This window comes from Bradyrhizobium sacchari, from assembly GCF_002068095.1.
GTDB lineage: Bacteria > Pseudomonadota > Alphaproteobacteria > Rhizobiales > Xanthobacteraceae > Bradyrhizobium > Bradyrhizobium sacchari.
Genome location: NZ_LWIG01000010.1, coordinates 214,448 through 231,342 on the forward strand (window position 1 = coordinate 214,448; position 16,895 = coordinate 231,342).

A 16,895-nucleotide genomic window follows, 5' to 3' on the forward strand; every position below is an offset into this window, starting at 1 on the left:
TCACCCGAATTGCTTCGCAATTCGGCCTCTCCCCGCAAGCGGGGAGAGGCGAACATCAACGTGTCAGAGCTGCCCTGCCCCGCGCGCCCACTTGTACTTGGCACCGAGCACCTCGACCGGAAGCTCGGTGGAGTAGGCATAGGCCGGGATGCCGTTCTGGTAGAGATATTCGGCGGCTTCCTCGACCTCGACGTCGCCGGCGAGCGAGGCGACCATCGGCTTCACAAAACCCTTGGCCTCCATCTCCTTCTTCACCTCGACCATGTTGCGGGCGAACACCATCGGCGGGGTGACGATCGTGTGCCAGTAGCCGAGGATCAGCGCGTGGATGCGCTCATCCGACAGGCCGAGCTTCACGGTGTTGACGTAGGTGATCGGCGGCTCGCCGCCGGTGATATCCACAGGATTTCCGGCCGCGCCAAACGGTGGGATGAACTTGCGGAACGCCGCGTCGAGATCCGGCGGCATCGACATCAGCGACAGGCCGTTATCGACGCAGGAGTCCGACAGCAGCACCCCCGAGCCGCCCGCACCGGTGATGATCAGCACGTTCTCGCCCTTCGGCGTCGGCAGCACCGGCACACCACGGGCGAATTCGAGCAGCTGGCGCAAGCTCCGAGCGCGGATCACGCCCGACTGCTTGAACACGTCTTCATAGATGCGGTCGTTGCCGGCGAGCGCGCCGGTGTGCGAGGACGCCGCCTTGGCACCGGCCGAGGTGCGGCCGGCCTTGAGCACGACGACCGGCTTCTTCTTGGAGACGCGCTTGGCGGCTTCCGCGAAGGCGCGACCGTCCTTGAGGTCTTCACAGTGCTGCGCGATCAGGTTGGTGTTCGGGTCCTGTTCGAAGAAGGCAAGCAGATCGTCCTCGTCGATGTCGGACTTGTTGCCGAGACCGACGATCGCCGACACGCCCATTTTCGCCGAGCGCGAGAAACCGATGATGGCCATGCCGATGCCGCCCGACTGCGACGACAGCGCCGCGTGGCCCTTGACGTCATAGGCCGTGCAGAAGGTCGCGCAGAGATTGGCGGGCGTATAATAGAAGCCGTAGATGTTCGGCCCCATCAGGCGGATGTCGTACTTCTTGCCGACCTCGACGATCTCGGCCTGCAGCTCCGGCGCGCCGGCTTCGGCGAAGCCCGACGGGATCAGCACCGCGCCCGGGATTTTCTTCTCGCCGCATTCGGTCAGCGCGGCCGCCACGAACTTCGCGGGGATCGCGAACACGGCGGTGTCGATCACACCAGGCACATCCTTGACGCTCTTATAGGCCTTGTAGCCGAGAATCTCGGCGGCCTTGGGATGGATCGGGTAGATCTCGCCCTTGTAGCCGCCATTGATGAGGTTCTTCATCACGGAGTTGCCGATCTTGCCGTCCTCTGCGGAGGCGCCGACCACGGCGACCGCCTTCGGCTGCATGATCCGGCTCATTGCAGCGACGATCTCTTCGGTCGGGCGCGGCTTGGGCTTCGGCTTGTAGGCGAAGTCGACGACGATGCGGACGTCGGCGGCGATCGCGCTCTTCGCCGTCGCGAACACCGGGTTGAGGTCGAGTTCGACGATTTCAGGGAAATCGGTGACGAGCTGCGAGACCTTGACGATGACGTCGGCGAGTGCCGCGCGGTTCACCGGCTCGCCGCCGCGCACGCCCTTCAGGATCTCATGCGCCTGGATGCCGTCGAGCATCGACAGTGCGTCCTCCTTGGTCGCGGGCGCCAGACGGAAGGTGATGTCCTTCAAGACTTCAACCAGCACGCCTCCGAGGCCGAAGGCGACCAGCTTGCCGAACGAGCCGTCGGTGATCGAGCCGACGATGACCTCGGTGCCGCCGGCCAGCATCTGCTGCACCTGAACGCCCTCGATCTTGGCATCGGCCTTGTACTTTTTGGCATTGCCGAGAATCGTCTCGTAGGCCTTCTCGGCCTCCTCGGCCGTCTTGAGGCCAACGATGACGCCGCCGGCTTCAGTCTTGTGGAGAATGTCCGGCGAGACGATCTTCATCACGACGGGGAAGCCCATGGAGGACGCCATCTTGCCGGCCTCGCCCGCCGACTTGGCCACGCCCTCCTTCGGCACCGGAATGCCATAGGCGTCGCAGACCAGCTTGCCTTCCGGGGCCGTCAGGCTGGTGCGGTTGTCCGCCTTGACCTGGTCAAGCACCTTGCGGACGGCATCTTTGGAATTGGACATGTGGCTTCTCCCTTGACCTCAGTTCGTTCTTTGCAAAGCGCGCGCGTGTTGCGGCCGCCCGTGATGCTTGCCATTCGCCGCGCTCTGTTCCATGCGGCGGAACGGAGTGGCATAAGGGCCAGAATACTCCGCCGGCTTGGATCAAAAATGGCTGGCGATGGCATTTGGTATGCCAGAAGCCAACTTGTCAAGTCGCGGCGCACCTTGGAACGCCGCAAAAAATAGGCAGCTTGACATTCTGGCATGTGGTATGCCAAAAACTTTCCCGTTAATATTCCTGTAAAAGACGACTCCCACTGGAGGAGATTCGTCGTGTCACTACGGAAACCAACCAAGGCGTTGCCAAACATGGCCGAGGCAGACATCGCAATCGTTCGCATTGCCCCGGAGAGCAGCTTCAAGAACAAGGCGTATGACGCCTTGAAGGAAGCCATCCTCAAGATGGACATCTATTCGACGCCCGAACCGGTGATGCTCGACGAGCGCGCGTTGTCCGAACGTCTGGGTGTGAGCCGCACGCCGATCCGCGAAGCCATCGCGATGCTCGAGCAGGACGGTTTCGTGAAGACGGTGCCGCGCCGCGGCATCATGGTGGTGCGCAGGACCAAGAGCGAGATCGTCGACATGATCCGCGCCTGGGCGGCGCTGGAGAGCATGGCCGCGCGCCTCATCACCACCACCGCGCGCAAGAAGGACATCACGGCGCTGCGCGACTTCTTCAAGGATTTCGGCAAGGACCGCCTGCCCGAGGATCATGTGGAGGAATACTCCAAGGCCAACATCGCCTTCCACCAGGCGCTGATCTCGCTGTCGGAATCGCCGGTGCTGGTCGATCTCACCAACGATTTGCTGCTGCACGTGCGCGGCTACCGGCAACTGACGATCGGACGCAAGGACCGCACCGCGACCTCGCTGCCCGAGCATCTCGCCATGATCGAAGCACTGGAAGCGCGCGATACCGAGCTCGCCGAGAAGCGCGCCCGCGACCACACCCTCGGCCTTGCCGCTTACGTCGAAGCGCACGGCCAGGAACTGTTCACATAACTCGTTACCTAGCAACGTTCACCAGAAGGGCGAACAATTCGCCCCGTTACTTGAGACCAGGGAGACAAGGCCCATGCTGAATACCGCGACCAAGTCCGAAGCACCGGGCACCGAGCAGGAACTGACGGATGGCTTCCATCTCGTCATCGACGCGCTCAAGCTGAACGGCATCAACACCATCTATAATGTGCCGGGCATCCCGATCACGGATTTGGGCCGCATGGCGCAGGCTGCCGGCATTCGCGTGATCTCCTTCCGCCACGAGCAGAACGCCGGCTACGCCGCGGGCATCGCCGGTTACCTCACCAAGAAGCCCGGCGTCTGCCTCACGGTTTCGGCGCCCGGCTTCCTCAATGGCCTCACCGCGCTCGCGCACGCGACCACCAACTGCTACCCGATGATCCTCGTGTCCGGCTCCTCCGAGCGCGAGATCGTCGACCTCCAGCAGGGCGACTACGAGGAAATGGACCAGCTCGCGATCGCAAAACCGCTGTGCAAGGCGGCCTATCGCGTGCTGCACGCCCAGGACATCGGCATCGGCTTTGCCCGCGCCATCCGCGCCGCGGTCTCGGGCCGTCCGGGCGGCGTCTATCTCGACCTGCCGGCAAAGCTGTTCGGCCAGGTGATGAACGCCGAGGCCGGCCAGAAGTCGCTGGTCAAGGTGATTGATGCGGCTCCCGCGCAGATCCCCTCGCCTGCATCGGTCAAGCGCGCGCTTGATGTTCTGAAGAGCGCAAAACGTCCGCTCATCATCCTCGGCAAGGGCGCGGCTTACGCGCAGGTCGATGAGGAGATCAAAACCTTCGTGGAGAAGAGCGGCGTGCCGTTCCTTCCGATGAGCATGGCCAAGGGCCTCCTCCCCGACACCCATCCGCAATGCGCTGGTGCTGCCCGCTCGACGGTGCTGAAGGACTCCGACGTCGTCATGCTGATCGGCGCCCGACTGAACTGGCTGCTTTCGCACGGCAAGGGCAAGAGCTGGGGCGAGACGCCGAAGAAGTTCATCCAGGTCGACATCGAGCCGAAGGAAATGGACTCCAACGTCGAGATCGTCGCGCCCGTCGTCGGCGACATCGGGTCGGTCGTCTCCGCCTTCAACCAGGCGATGGGCACCGGCTGGACCGCCCCGCCGGCCGACTGGACCAAGGCCGTCTCGACCAAGCGCGAAGAGAACGTCGCTAAGATGGCGCCGAAGCTCATGAACAACAAGTCGCCGATGGACTATCACGGTGCGCTCGGCGTGCTGAAGAACGTCATCAAGGAGTATCCCGAGGCGATCCTCGTCAACGAAGGCGCCAACACGCTCGACCTCGCCCGCGGCGTCATCGACATGTACAAGCCCCGCAAGCGTCTCGACGTTGGCACCTGGGGCGTGATGGGCATCGGCATGGGCCAGGCGATTGCGGCTACGCTCGAGACCGGCCATCCCGTGCTCGCGGTAGAAGGCGACTCGGCGTTCGGCTTCTCCGGCATGGAGGTCGAGACCATCTGCCGCTACAATTTGCCGATCTGCGTCGTCATCTTCAACAATGACGGCATCTATCGCGGCACCGACGTCAACGGCGCCAACGACGATCCGGCGACCACGGTGTTCGTCAAGGGCGCTCGCTACGACAAGATGATGGAAGCCTTCGGCGGCGTCGGCGTGAACGCCACCTCCCCCGACGAGCTCAAGCGCGCCGTCAACGAAGCCATGAAGTCCGGCAAGCCGACGCTCATCAACGCGGTGATCGATCCGGCGGCGGGCTCGGAGAGCGGCCGCATCGGCAACCTCAATCCGCAGAGCGTTCTGCAGAAGAAGAAGTAAGTCCACCCCCTCAACCTTTACTACTCCCTGTGGTTCGCAGGGGCAGACAGAGTACGGAGCAACATGATGACCAAAGCGCTCACGGGCGTTCGCATTCTCGACTTCACCCACGTCCAGTCCGGACCGACCTGCACGCAGCTGCTCGCCTGGTTCGGCGCCGACGTGATCAAGGTGGAACGCCCGGGCGTGGGTGACATCACCCGCGGCCAGCTGCAGGACATCCCGAACGTGGACAGCCTGTATTTCACCATGCTCAACCACAACAAGCGCTCGATCACGCTCGACACCAAGAACCCCAAGGGCAAGGAAGTCCTCACCGAGCTGATCAAGAAGTGCGACGTGCTGGTCGAGAATTTCGGCCCCGGCGTGCTCGATCGCATGGGCTTCCCCTGGGAGAAGATCCAGGCGATCAACCCGAAGATGATCGTCGCCTCGATCAAGGGCTTCGGCCCCGGGCCTTACGAAGACTGCAAGGTCTATGAAAACGTCGCGCAGTGCACCGGCGGCGCCGCCTCCACCACCGGCTTCCGCGACGGCCTGCCGCTCGTCACCGGCGCGCAGATCGGCGATTCCGGCACTGGCCTGCACCTCGCGCTCGGCATCGTCACGGCGCTCTATCAGCGCACGCATTCGGGCAAGGGCCAGCGCGTCACCGCCGCGATGCAGGACGGCGTGCTCAATCTCGCCCGCGTCAAGCTGCGCGACCAGCAGCGCCTCGCCCACGGTCCGCTCAAGGAATACAGCCAGTTCGGCGAAGGCATTCCGTTCGGCGATGCCGTGCCGCGCGCCGGCAACGATTCCGGCGGCGGCCAGCCGGGCCGCATCCTGAAGTGCAAGGGCTGGGAGACCGATCCCAACGCCTACATCTACTTCATCACGCAGGCCCCGGTCTGGGAGAAGATCTGCGACGTGATCGGCGAGCCGACCTGGAAGACCGATCCGAACTACGCCAAGCCGGCGGCCCGCCTGCCGCGGCTCAACGAGATCTTCGCCCGCATCGAGCAGTGGACGATGACCAAGACCAAGTTCGAGGCGATGGAGATCCTCAACAAGGACGACATCCCCTGCGGTCCGATCCTGTCGATGAAGGAGATCGCCGAGGACCAGTCGCTGCGCGCGACCGGCACCGTGGTCGAGGTCGACCACCCCACCCGCGGCAAGTACATCTCGGTCGGCAACCCGATCAAGCTGTCGGAGAGCCCGAGCGAGGTCACCCGCTCCCCGCTGCTCGGCGAGCACACCGACGAGATCCTGCGCTCGGTGCTCGGCTTCTCGGACCACCAGGTCGCCGAGATCCACAAGTCCGGCGCGCTCGATCCGCCGCAGAAGCAGGCCGCGGAGTAAGCGGACCGACCTGAACCGACGCGAAAGGGCCGCCCGAAGGGGCGGCCCTTTTTGCTTGTGAAGGCGTCGCAGGGCTCAAACTAAAAAGTGGAAAAACAACCCCATGCACAGTAGCCCTCCCCTTGGCATAAAAGAAGAATTCCGATTTAGAGAAATCGCTTTGACCCGTCGGGCAAAACAGGGGTACTATGCCATCGTCGGACAAAGCGAACGTCCTGTCCCAGGCGCCGGCCTCTGTGGCCTCCGATTGCGGCGGCTTTCCTGTTCGGGCCAGACCCCACGATCCTCTGAAAAGCGATCGATGCCGAATTAAGGTCTCCTCCCAGGAACAGACAGGGTTCCGCCCCGTTGTCCCGTACGGGCGCGCTCGTGGGAGCGCAGGCGGGCCATCCAACGACAAGTCGACTGCCGCAGCCCGCGAGCCGAACACGCCGGGTCCGGCGCGTTTCGAGATCGCGCCTGTCCATCCAATCGAGGGTAAAATGATGAGAGATCATCCCGCGTCCCGGGCTCTGCGGGAGGCCAACAAGGCATTCAAGCCGGTCGAGACCAAAAAGCCGATGACCGACTATGCGAAGGCGCAACAGTCCCTTCATGAAAATCGCGAGCGCCTGAAAGCAGAACGACTGGCGCGAGAGGCCAAGCAGGGACATCGTCCCAGATAAGGCAATGCCGGTGCCGTATGATTACTTCGACACCAGGGACGGCAAAGCACTCACTGTGGACGAAGAGGGCCAGCGGGCACGCATATCCGGCTCTAGAGCATCGAGAGGACGACGACGCCGTCCTCGAGCTCCCCGGAAGCCAGGCGCGCCCGCGCAATCCGCTCGAACTCCGTCCGGTACTTCTGAAGATAGCTGAAGGCCTGCTTCTGCGTCTGGAATGTCGTCGCAAGACGGCAAAGCTGTCGGCCGGCGCCGAGCGCGAGAAAGAAGGTGATTGTGCCGCCGGCATCCGGCTTGGTCCTAGGCACGATCCGCACTCTCTGGCATGTGAACGGCCCTCTTCAGCCTCGGCGGCGCTGGTGAATTCGGCTATCGCGGCAACTTCCTGGTCCGCTTCTTCGGTGCGGGCACAGGCGACGATGCACGAAGATTGGCGTCGGCCTCATCCCTGGCCTCGCGCAGTTCGCGAAGCCGCGCCATGTTCTTGCGGATATCGACAGCGCGCCGCTCGACATCGGCGATCGCCCGCGCGCCATCTTCGGCGGCAAGGCGCTGACGCTCGGACCGCGCGATGGATTCGGGTGACGGTCCGGCCGATTTCTTCGCGCTCATCTTTTGGCGCTCATATCTCGCCCTGCCCCGCAACGGAGAAAACCCGCTCAATCTTACGATCGAGCGGGTCGCATAGCCGTTTCAGTACATCCGTGAAACGGCGCTATAGACGTCAGGCCAGCGAGAGATTCTCAGCGCTGACCTTGCCTCGCATCTTGTCGGTCTTGGTCTCGAAGTTGACCTTCTGGCCCTCGGCGAGACCCGCAAGACCAGCCCGCTCGACCGCGCTGACGTGAACGAACACGTCGTTGCCGCCGTCGTCGGGTTGAATGAAGCCAAAGCCCTTCTGGCCGTTGAACCACTTCACAGTACCTGTCGCCATTCTTCTTCTCCAAAGCGCAAAGACGCGCATTCCGCGTGACGCTCACGCAGATTGAATTCAATTCGTCGATGTCTCTGGAAAAGGAGCCCGCGGGCGCATTCAACAAGGCACAGCGGCTGAACGAACAAGAGAAGCGTATACCTCGCCATCGACCTTAGCAAGGCTTCGGACAGATTTAATCGCGCAGCTTGAATGGAACCTTTGCGGGTTTAAGGACTCGAGGCCAAAGGCATCTCACACGGGTGAATGGGCCGGTGCGAACCTCGCTCCAATGTTCGCACTCAGTTCATATTGCCTCGGGGAACGTGACGGGAGTGACTCATCGTCGAGACCAGAGACAAAGATCCGGCTCAGATATTTCGACGTATGTCCGCCCACCTCGCAAATCGTGCGAACGCTGCAAGACGTTCAGCCGCAGGGCTCACACCGAAACTGGCAAACAACCAGCGGGCACGGAGCTCTAGCCGGCCCTCGCTCGCTCGGCGCCTGGCAGCTCATGATCTCCATACAGCTCCCTCAGCTTCGTTTTCAGGAGCTTGCCGGTCGCTCCATGTGGAAGCTCCTCCACAAACAGAACGTCATCCGGCATCCACCATTTCGCGATCTTGCCCTCATAGAAGGCCAGCAGTTCGGCGGCCGTCAGGCTTGATCCCTTGCGTCTCGTCGCGATCACGAGCGGCCGCTCGTCCCATTTGGGATGACGAACGCCGATCACGGCGGCTTCGACGATCTCAGGATGCGCCATTGCGAGGTTTTCGAGCTCGATGGAGGAAATCCATTCGCCACCGGACTTAATGACGTCCTTCGAGCGATCGGTGATCTGCATGTATCCCTCTTCGTCGATCGTCGCGACATCGCCCGTGAAGAACCACCCATCGGCGCGCTCGCTCTCGGGCATCTTGTAGTAGGACCGAGCGATCCACGGACCGCGGATCACGAGGTCGCCGAAGGCCTTTCCGTCGTGCGGAAGCTCGTTGTTGTCGCCGTCGCGAATTCCAATCTCGACGCCGAACACCGCCCGCCCCTGCTTGACCTGCCGGTCCCGGCGCTGCTCGCTCGACAGCGACCTGTGCTTGGGCAAGACCTTCGATATCGTGGCGACCGGGCTCGTTTCCGTCATGCCCCAGACGTGCAGGACCTCGACGCCATAATCGTCCTGGAGCGTCTGCATCAGCGTGCGGGGGCACGCCGTGCCGCCAATCAGGACACGATTGAGCGTTGTGGGCCGCACGCCTGCGCTTTGCAGATACTGAACATAGCCGAGCCAGACCGTCGGCACGCCATTGGCGAAAGTGACCCCGTGGTCCTCGAAGATCCTGTGCAGGCTTTCACCATCGACTTTCTGCCCGGGCATCACCAGCTTGGCGCCCATCGCGGGCGCGCAATAGGGCATGCCCCAGGACATGGCGTGGAACATCGGCGAAATGAACGCAACGGTGTCGTTCAGCGAGATCCGGCACGCATCCGGCAAGGCCGCGGCGAAGGAATGCAACACCGCGCTGCGATGGGCATAGAGCACGCCCTTGGGATTTCCCGTCGTCCCCGACGTGTAGCACAGGCCACATGCGGTATTTTCGTCGAGCCTCGGCCAATCGATGGATTGAGGTTGCCCGGCGAGCATCTCCTCGTAGGCGGCAAAGTCTCCCGCTCCGGCCGCCTTCGCCTCGCCGGCCTCACAAAGGCAGATCCAGCGCTCGACGCTCGGACACTTCGGTATCAGCGTCTTGACCAGCTCGACGAAGCTCAGGTCGAAAAACACCAGCCGGTCTTCGGCATGATTGATGATGTAGACGATCTGCTCAATGAACAGCCTGGGATTGACCGTATGGCACACGGCTCCAATTCCGGAGATACCGTAGTAGAGCTCCAGATGGCGATATCCGTTCCAGGCCAGCGTGGCGAGGCGGTCGCCCGGCTTGATGCCGGCGGAATTCAGCGCATTCGCGAGCTGCGAGCTGCGCCGCAGCAGGCCAGCATAATTCGTGACGTGGTCGGGCCTGTCGGGAGCGCGCGACACGATCTCGACATCGGGAAAGGAGCGCGCTGCGTGCGACAGGATGGACGACAACAGCAGCGGCGTCTGCATCATTAAACCGAGCATCGCTGAATATCCCTGATGAAAATCAAAAATGCGCAGTCGGAAACAACGGATCTTGCACAGACTGGAAGAAATACTTGCTGGAAGAAATGCTTGGGAAATTTCTTGCTTTTGGCTTGGGCAGCCAGGGGAGGTATTTAAAACCCTCCGGTCGTCGCTTGCGGCCATTCGAGGTTAACGGGTCCACATGCGATACTCAAGCTGTTTGGCGAGACGTCCCGCCTCGTCTCGCGACGAACGAGCGCTGCTTGGCAAGTGACGTTGCTCGACTATAGTTCTTGCTTTCGTTTGCGAGACCAAGCCCTTATTCGACGTCGCCGTCCAGGCCGGTGAACGCGCCGATCCGCGGCGGCCACGAAATCATGGAGGTCAGCATGTCACTGCTCGGCAAGGCCGCCGTTGCGATGTGGTGGAGCGTCCGCCCGGAACAACGCGCCGAGTTCGGCGACTGGCATTCGCACGAACACTTCCCGGAGCGGATGAACATTCCGGGCTTCCGGCGTGGATCGCGATGGACCAGCACGACAGACGCGGAAGGCTTCTTCGTACTATATGAGCTCGAGCAGTACGAAGTCCTGACATCGAAAGGCTATCTCGACCGGCTCAACGCGCCGACACCTTGGTCGACCAAGATGATGCCGCATCATCTCGGCATGGTGCGCAGCCAGTGCCGGATCGTGGCGAGCTTTGGCGGCGGTGTCGCGACTTCACTTGCCACCATCAGGCTGTCGCCGGACGTCGGACGGGAGGCAGAGTTGCAGAAGCAACTTTCGGGGATGCTCGGCGCGTTGGCCCGGAAGCCTGGACTGACGGGCGCCCACCTCCTTCTTACCGACACGCCCCGCACGAGCGCACCCACGACCGAACAGCAGATCCGCGGCAAGGACGGCGCTGCCGACTGGATCGTGCTGCTGTCCGGGTACGATGCCGATGCAGTTGACGCTGTGATTGCCGGCCAGCTCTCACCGTCATCGCTTCACGCGGCGGGCGCTCGCGAGGATATCATGATTGGTCGCTACAGGCTGGCATTCACGATGACGCCACAGGATGTCGCAGCCACCCAGCAGACCGACGACCTCCAAAAAAAATCCGGAACGCCTGTCGGATCGGCGGCCTGCCGGTCGTCCTCGTGACATGAATGGGCCATAGACGCCGAACTCGGCCCATCAATCACTGAGGAAATAACCATGCCCAGCACTGTCCGCCTGCACCGCGTTCTCGCCACCAGCCCGGAGAAAGTCTATCGCGCCTTTCTGGAAGCTGACGCGATGGCAAAATGGCTGCCGCCGAACGGCTTCACCTGCACCGTACATCATTTCGAACCCAAGGTCGGCGGCACGTTCAAGATGTCGTTCCGGAATTTTACCACGGGCAACGGCCATTCGTTCGGCGGCGAATTTCTCGAGCTCGTCCCGGGCGAGCGGCTGCGCTACACCGACAGATTCGACGATCCCAACCTGCCGGGCGAAATCCAGGTGACGGTGATCCTGAAGAAGGTCTTAGTCGGCACCGAGCTGGACATCACGCAGGCGGGCATTCCCGACGTCATCCCGCCGGAGGCCTGTTACCTCGGCTGGCAGGAGTCGCTGCGGAATCTGGCGCGGCTGGTCGAGCCCGAGATCAACCAGTAGCGGTGACATCAGTATCGCGGGCAAAGCGCAGCGTGCCCACCAATCTTTCTCAACCTCGGAAAGATGGTGTGGCACGGCGCTCGGCGCCTTTGCCCCCCTACTGCACTGTTCGATTGCATGCACAGATCGACCCATATCATCATTGCGAGCGCAGCGAAGCAATCCAGAGTCCCGCCGCGGAAAGATCCCGGATTGCTTCGCTCCGCTCGCAATGACGGCTTGCTACCGGGCTAAGCGCCCGCCTTCGGCTTCAGCCCGCCATCCGCCGTCCAGCGGTCCGGCTCCGGACTGTGCCCGATCAGCGCGAGGCCATAGGCGATCGACTCGAACTGGTCGCCCGACATCAAGCGTTCGTTGCCAAAGCGGTCGGCGAACAGCTTGCGGACCGCAGGCACGAAGGAGGTGCCGCCGGTCAAAAACACCTTCTCCACCTCGCGCGCGGTGATGCCGGCCTCGCGCAGCACCTTGTCGACGGTCGCGCCCAGCCGGGCGATATCGTCGGCGATCCAGGTTTCGAAATTCTTGCGGGTGATGGTCGCGCCGATGTCGACGCCGCCGCCCTTGAAGCGGAAGTCCGTCTCGTCCTGCCCCGACAGGGCGACCTTGGCGGTGGACACGGCGCGATAGAGCGAAAAGCCGAGGTCGAGATCGACGATGGTGATGAAATCCTCGAGCAGCTCCGGCTTCAGCGCGGTCCGCGCAAGCTCGCGGAGCTCGCGCAGATCGCCGTTGCTCTTCATCATCGCGAGCTGATGCCAGCGCGCGAGGTTGGTGTAGTGGCCGCTGGGGACCGGCAGCACCTTGTCGAACGAGCGGAAGCTCGAGCCCTTGCCGAGCCGCGGCGAGACGACGTGGTCGACGATGCGATAGTCGAACGTGTCGCCGGCAATGCCGATGCCGGCGTGTCCAAGCGGCTCGGCGCGAAGCGTGCCGCCCGCGCGGGAAAACCGCATCACCGAGAAGTCGCTGGTGCCGCCGCCGAAATCCGCAACCAGCACGGTGGCATCGCGCTCGAGCCTGCGGGCGAAGGAGAACGCCGCACCGACGGGCTCGTAGACATAACGCGCGTGGCCGGCACCCAGGCGCTCGAACGCGGCCCGGTAGCGCTGCATCGCCAGCGCCTCGTCGGGATTGCCGCCGGCAAAGCGCACCGGGCGGCCGACCGTGATGTTGGAGGTCTCGAAACCGAACTTCTCGCCGCCATGGCGCGCCAGCGTGCGCAGGAATGCGGCCAGAATGTCCTCGAACTTGAAGCGCTGCCGGAACACCTGTGTGGTGTTGAAGCTGCTGCTCGCCGCAAAAGTCTTGAACGACTGCAGGAAGCGATAGACGTGGCGACCTTCGAGGAACTGCTCGATCGCCCACGGCCCGCCTTCGGCCTGGGCGCCTGCGCCCGGCCGGTCCTCCCAGAAGCACAGGGCCGACACATAGGTGCTGTGGCGCTGGCCGCCGTGATCGAAACGGATGGCCTCGACCCGGAGATCGTCCGCCGCAAGGGCAACGACCGTATTGCTGGTCCCAAAATCGATGCCGATCGAGACGGCGGGCGAGGCGCTCGACATGAACCACTCTGACAGTTGATTGGAAAAGGGGGCAGAGCACTAACGGCTTTGACCGGCCCTGCCAAGACCCGGTTTGCTGCAACGCGGTCGGAATTCGCGGCCGGGCTGACGCCTGGTTGCGTCGCGCGGACAGAGCTATCCTGCTTCTGGGGGCCGGAAATCCCTGCTTTGATGTCCTACCAGCAATTTTAGGTCCGGAACGGTCTCTTTTCAGGAGACATTATGTTGCAATGCGGCGGAGCGCATGCTGCTATGCAACGGCATGCATGGACATTGGCATCTGGTATACATAAATTGTCCCCGAAATGAGACAGCATCACTGATCGTCTCAAGAAAGGGAATTCCGATGTCCAAGACCGCCACCGTCGCTCTCGCCCCCTCCTCCTCGCTGTTCACCCGCTTCCTGGCCGCGGTTGACCGCTTCCTGATGGCGAGCGCCGAGATCTCGAATCACAACGGCGACCTGCCCCGCTTCGGCCTCTAAGCCTGGGCTTTTGCACTGACGAGGCGGCGCGCCGGCTTCCATGCCGTCAACATACGACTTTTGATGAATGGCCCCGCAGGACGGGGCCATTTCTACTTGTGCTGTCCCGAGTCACAGCCGCGCCCGGACAAGGCCTGCGGCATTTGCGCACGGTGACCGGACCAGCGCTTGAAGCTTGGCATAATGCATACAAGAATGCCCCTCCAGCGCTCGCAGAAAAATTAGAGGCGCCACGGGAGGCTTTATGACGGACATGGTGCAGGCAACGGCCCCTACAGCCGCGCGCGTTAGCGACACGTATCGCTGGGCGCAATTGGCGATCGGTGTAGCGGCCATGGTGATGATCGCCAACTACCAATACGGCTGGACGTTCTTCGTCCCCGACATCCAGAAGAAGTTCGGCTGGGATCGCGCTTCGATCCAGTGGGCGTTCACGCTGTTCGTGCTGTTCGAGACCTGGCTCGTGCCGGTCGAAGGATGGTTCGTCGACAAATACGGTCCGCGCATCGTGGTTCTCGTCGGCGGCGTGCTCTGCGCCATCGGCTGGGCGATCAACGCACAGGCCACCTCGCTCAACGGCTACTATCTCGGCATGATCATCGCGGGCATCGGCGCCGGCGGCGTGTACGGCACCTGCGTCGGCAACGCGCTGAAATGGTTTCCGGACAAACGCGGTCTCGCTGCGGGCATCACGGCAGCAGGCTTCGGTGCAGGCTCCGCGCTCACCGTCGCGCCGATCCAGGCCATGATCAAGGACAGCGGATTTCAGACCACGTTCCTCTATTTCGGCCTCGGACAAGGCATCATCATCTGCATCCTCGCCTTCTTCCTGCTCGCACCGAAACCGGGCCAGGTGCCGAGCGTGGTGGCGAATGCCAATATCATCCAAACCCGGCGCAACTATCAGCCGACCGAAGTGCTGCGCCAGCCGATCTTCTGGCTGATGTACTTCATGTTCGTGATCGTCGGCGCGGGTGGACTGATGGTCACCGCGAACCTGAAGCCGATCGCGGTTGACTGGAAGGTCGACAGCGTGCCGGTCACCCTGATCGGCATGACGATGACCGCGGTGACGTTCGCGGCAACCATCGACCGCGTGCTCAACGGCCTGACGCGTCCGTTCTTCGGATGGATCTCCGACATGATCGGCCGCGAGAACACGATGTTTCTCGCCTTCGGCATGGAGGGCTTCGGCATCTGGATGCTCTACCTCTGGGGCCACGATCCGGTCTGGTTCGTGCTGCTCTCGGGCTTCGTGTTCTTCGCCTGGGGTGAGATCTACTCGCTGTTCCCCTCGACCTGCACCGATACGTTCGGCGCCAAGTTCGCGACCACCAATGCCGGCCTGCTCTACACCGCCAAGGGCACCGCCGCGCTGCTCGTCCCGGTCGCAAACCTGATGCAGCAGTCGTCAGGCACCTGGGACAGCGTGTTCATCATCGCGGCCGGCGCCAACATCCTGGCTTCGCTGCTGGCGATCGCGGTGCTGAAACCCTGGCGCAAGGTCGTGGTCGCGAAATCGACGCTCTGACGCGCTTCACACAGCAACTCCTCGCAACGACGCCCGGCCTCGGCCGGGCGTTTTCGTTTTGGCCAGGCTTTCGCAGCTCCGTAAAATCCGAAGGGAACACGCAATTTCTTGGAGCGGAACCAAAGTTAAGACTTGCATTCTGGAATATGGTATACCAAGCTGCCCGCCGCGCTTGCGACGATAAGCCACAACATTTGCGACACTGGGTCATCTTGCAATCCCAGGTCGCAATCAAACAGGCGCGTTGGGAGGTTCTAGATGATTTCCAGCACGGACGGCGCCGTCACGGCCGCCCCTCTTCGCACCGGTTTCCGTTGGCTCCAACTCGTCATGGGCATCGTCTGCATGGCGATGATCGCCAACCTGCAATACGGCTGGACGCTGTTCGTCGATCCGATCGATGCCGCTCACCACTGGGGACGCGCCGCGATCCAGCTCGCCTTCACCATCTTCGTCGTCACCGAGACCTGGCTGGTGCCGGTCGAGGCCTGGTTCGTCGACAAATACGGCCCGCGCATCGTCATCATGTTCGGCGGCGTGATGATCGCGCTGTCGTGGGTGCTCAACTCCTACGCCGACTCGCTCACTTTGCTCTACGCGGCCGCGGTCGTCGGGGGCATGGGCGCCGGCGCCGTGTACGGCACCTGCGTCGGCAACGCGCTGAAATGGTTTCCCGACCGCCGCGGCCTTGCCGCCGGCGCGACCGCCGCGGGCTTCGGCGCGGGCGCCGCGCTCACCATCGTGCCGATCGCGACCATGATCGCATCGAGCGGCTACCAGCAGGCGTTCCTCACCTTCGGCATCGGCCAGGGCCTGATCGTGTTCGTGCTCGCCTTCTTCATCCAGCCGCCGCGGATCTCGATCCCGCCGAGGAAGAAGCAGCTCAATTTGCCGCAGACCAAGATCGACTTCACCCCGCCGCAAGTGCTGCGCAGCCCTATTTTCTGGGTCATGTACCTCGTCTTCGTCATGGTTGCCTCGGGCGGCCTGATGACCGCGGCGCAGATCGGTCCGATCGCGCACGACTACAAGATCGCCGACACGCCGGTGACGCTCGCCGGCTTCCAGATGGCGGCGCTGACCTTCGCGATCTCGCTCGACCGCATCTTCGACGGCTTCGGACGGCCCTTCTTCGGCTGGGTCTCCGACACCATCGGCCGCGAGCACACCATGTTCATCGCCTTCGGCACCGCGGCAGTGATGCTCCTGACGCTGTCGGCCTATGGCCAGAATCCGATCGTGTTCGTGCTCGCGACCGCGGTGTATTTCGGCGTGTTCGGCGAAATCTACTCGCTGTTCCCGGCGACCTGCGGCGACACCTTCGGCTCCAAATTCGCAACGACCAACAACGGCATGCTCTACACCGCCAAGGGCACCGCCTCCCTGCTCGTTCCGCTCGCGAGCGTGATCTCGGCAACCTATGGCTGGAAGGCCGTGTTCGTGGTGGCGGTGGCGCTGAACGCAACGGCCGCGCTGATGGCGCTGTTCGTGATCAAGCCGCTGCGCCGCTCCTTCATCCTCGGCAAGGAAGCCGAAAGCGCCGACACCGCCACCGGCAGCGCCAAGACCGAGACGGCGTAAGCCGCCACACACAAGAAGCTT

General features: G+C 62.8%; 15 protein-coding genes. 9 read left to right on the forward strand and 6 right to left on the reverse strand.

The genetic code is table 11. The annotated features are described in order from the left end of the window. Nucleotides 1–63: 63 nt before the first annotated feature. Nucleotides 64–2,193: an acetate--CoA ligase family protein gene (locus A5906_RS14610; protein ID WP_080135913.1), complete on the reverse strand. Its 2,130-nt coding sequence runs from the start codon at nt 2,191–2,193 to the stop codon at nt 64–66. 348 nt (nt 2,194–2,541) lie between these two features. Here A5906_RS14610 and A5906_RS14615 point away from each other — a divergent pair, with 348 nt between their 5' ends. The 4 genes from A5906_RS14615 to A5906_RS14630 all read left to right on the forward strand — a co-directional run bounded on the left by A5906_RS14615 (nt 2,542) and on the right by A5906_RS14630 (nt 7,053). Then, a complete protein-coding gene (locus A5906_RS14615; RefSeq protein WP_164938111.1) occupies nt 2,542–3,237 on the forward strand; it encodes a GntR family transcriptional regulator in 696 nt (231 codons plus the stop codon). 73 nt (nt 3,238–3,310) lie between these two features. Continuing rightward, the gene (oxc, locus tag A5906_RS14620; protein WP_080135917.1) at nt 3,311–5,044 is read left to right on the forward strand and encodes an oxalyl-CoA decarboxylase; all 1,734 of its coding nucleotides are present in this window, start codon (nt 3,311–3,313) and stop codon (nt 5,042–5,044) included. Nucleotides 5,045–5,110: 66 nt separating this feature from the next. Then, nucleotides 5,111–6,388: a formyl-CoA transferase gene (frc, locus tag A5906_RS14625; RefSeq protein WP_080136125.1), complete on the forward strand. Its 1,278-nt coding sequence runs from the start codon at nt 5,111–5,113 to the stop codon at nt 6,386–6,388. 485 nt (nt 6,389–6,873) lie between these two features. Further along, entirely contained in the window at nt 6,874–7,053 is a 180-nt protein-coding gene (locus A5906_RS14630; protein ID WP_430642383.1) for a hypothetical protein, read from the forward strand. Nucleotides 7,054–7,145: 92 nt separating this feature from the next. On the opposite strand, the gene A5906_RS14635 is transcribed toward A5906_RS14630, so the two are convergent. The 4 genes from A5906_RS14635 to A5906_RS14650 all read right to left on the reverse strand — a co-directional run bounded on the left by A5906_RS14635 (nt 7,146) and on the right by A5906_RS14650 (nt 10,253). Beyond that, on the reverse strand, nt 7,146–7,370 hold the full coding sequence (locus A5906_RS14635) for a hypothetical protein (protein ID WP_136615234.1): 225 nt from the start codon (nt 7,368–7,370) through the stop codon (nt 7,146–7,148). Nucleotides 7,371–7,422: 52 nt separating this feature from the next. Then, nucleotides 7,423–7,665, reverse strand: coding sequence for a transcriptional regulator (locus A5906_RS14640; RefSeq protein WP_080135921.1), 243 nt, complete (start codon nt 7,663–7,665; stop codon nt 7,423–7,425). 112 nt (nt 7,666–7,777) lie between these two features. Continuing rightward, nucleotides 7,778–7,987: a cold-shock protein gene (locus tag A5906_RS14645; RefSeq protein ID WP_080135923.1), complete on the reverse strand. Its 210-nt coding sequence runs from the start codon at nt 7,985–7,987 to the stop codon at nt 7,778–7,780. 460 nt (nt 7,988–8,447) lie between these two features. Beyond that, nucleotides 8,448–10,253, reverse strand: coding sequence for a long-chain-fatty-acid--CoA ligase (locus tag A5906_RS14650; protein WP_347337602.1), 1,806 nt, complete (start codon nt 10,251–10,253; stop codon nt 8,448–8,450). Nucleotides 10,254–10,459: 206 nt separating this feature from the next. Between A5906_RS14650 and A5906_RS14655 the strand changes: the two genes are divergently transcribed. Continuing rightward, a complete protein-coding gene (locus A5906_RS14655; RefSeq protein ID WP_245326737.1) occupies nt 10,460–11,218 on the forward strand; it encodes a hypothetical protein in 759 nt (252 codons plus the stop codon). Nucleotides 11,219–11,272: 54 nt separating this feature from the next. Continuing rightward, entirely contained in the window at nt 11,273–11,716 is a 444-nt protein-coding gene (locus A5906_RS14660) for an SRPBCC family protein (protein ID WP_080135928.1), read from the forward strand. A 230-nt stretch (nt 11,717–11,946) separates the two neighbouring features. Here the strand turns inward: A5906_RS14660 and A5906_RS14665 are convergent, their stop codons facing one another. Further along, nucleotides 11,947–13,278 carry an Hsp70 family protein gene (locus A5906_RS14665; protein WP_080135930.1) on the reverse strand — a complete coding sequence of 444 codons (1,332 nt, stop codon included), beginning with the start codon at nt 13,276–13,278 and terminating at the stop codon, nt 11,947–11,949. Nucleotides 13,279–13,624: 346 nt separating this feature from the next. Here A5906_RS14665 and A5906_RS43020 point away from each other — a divergent pair, with 346 nt between their 5' ends. From A5906_RS43020 to oxlT (A5906_RS14675), 3 genes are all read left to right on the forward strand, one after another. Further along, nucleotides 13,625–13,762, forward strand: a complete 138-nt coding sequence (locus A5906_RS43020) for a hypothetical protein (protein ID WP_167523650.1) — start codon at nt 13,625–13,627, stop codon at nt 13,760–13,762. A 244-nt stretch (nt 13,763–14,006) separates the two neighbouring features. Then, nucleotides 14,007–15,293 carry an oxalate/formate MFS antiporter gene (gene oxlT, locus A5906_RS14670; protein ID WP_080135933.1) on the forward strand — a complete coding sequence of 429 codons (1,287 nt, stop codon included), beginning with the start codon at nt 14,007–14,009 and terminating at the stop codon, nt 15,291–15,293. Nucleotides 15,294–15,551: 258 nt separating this feature from the next. After that, nucleotides 15,552–16,874: an oxalate/formate MFS antiporter gene (gene oxlT / locus A5906_RS14675; protein WP_080135935.1), complete on the forward strand. Its 1,323-nt coding sequence runs from the start codon at nt 15,552–15,554 to the stop codon at nt 16,872–16,874. Nucleotides 16,875–16,895: the final 21 nt, after the last annotated feature.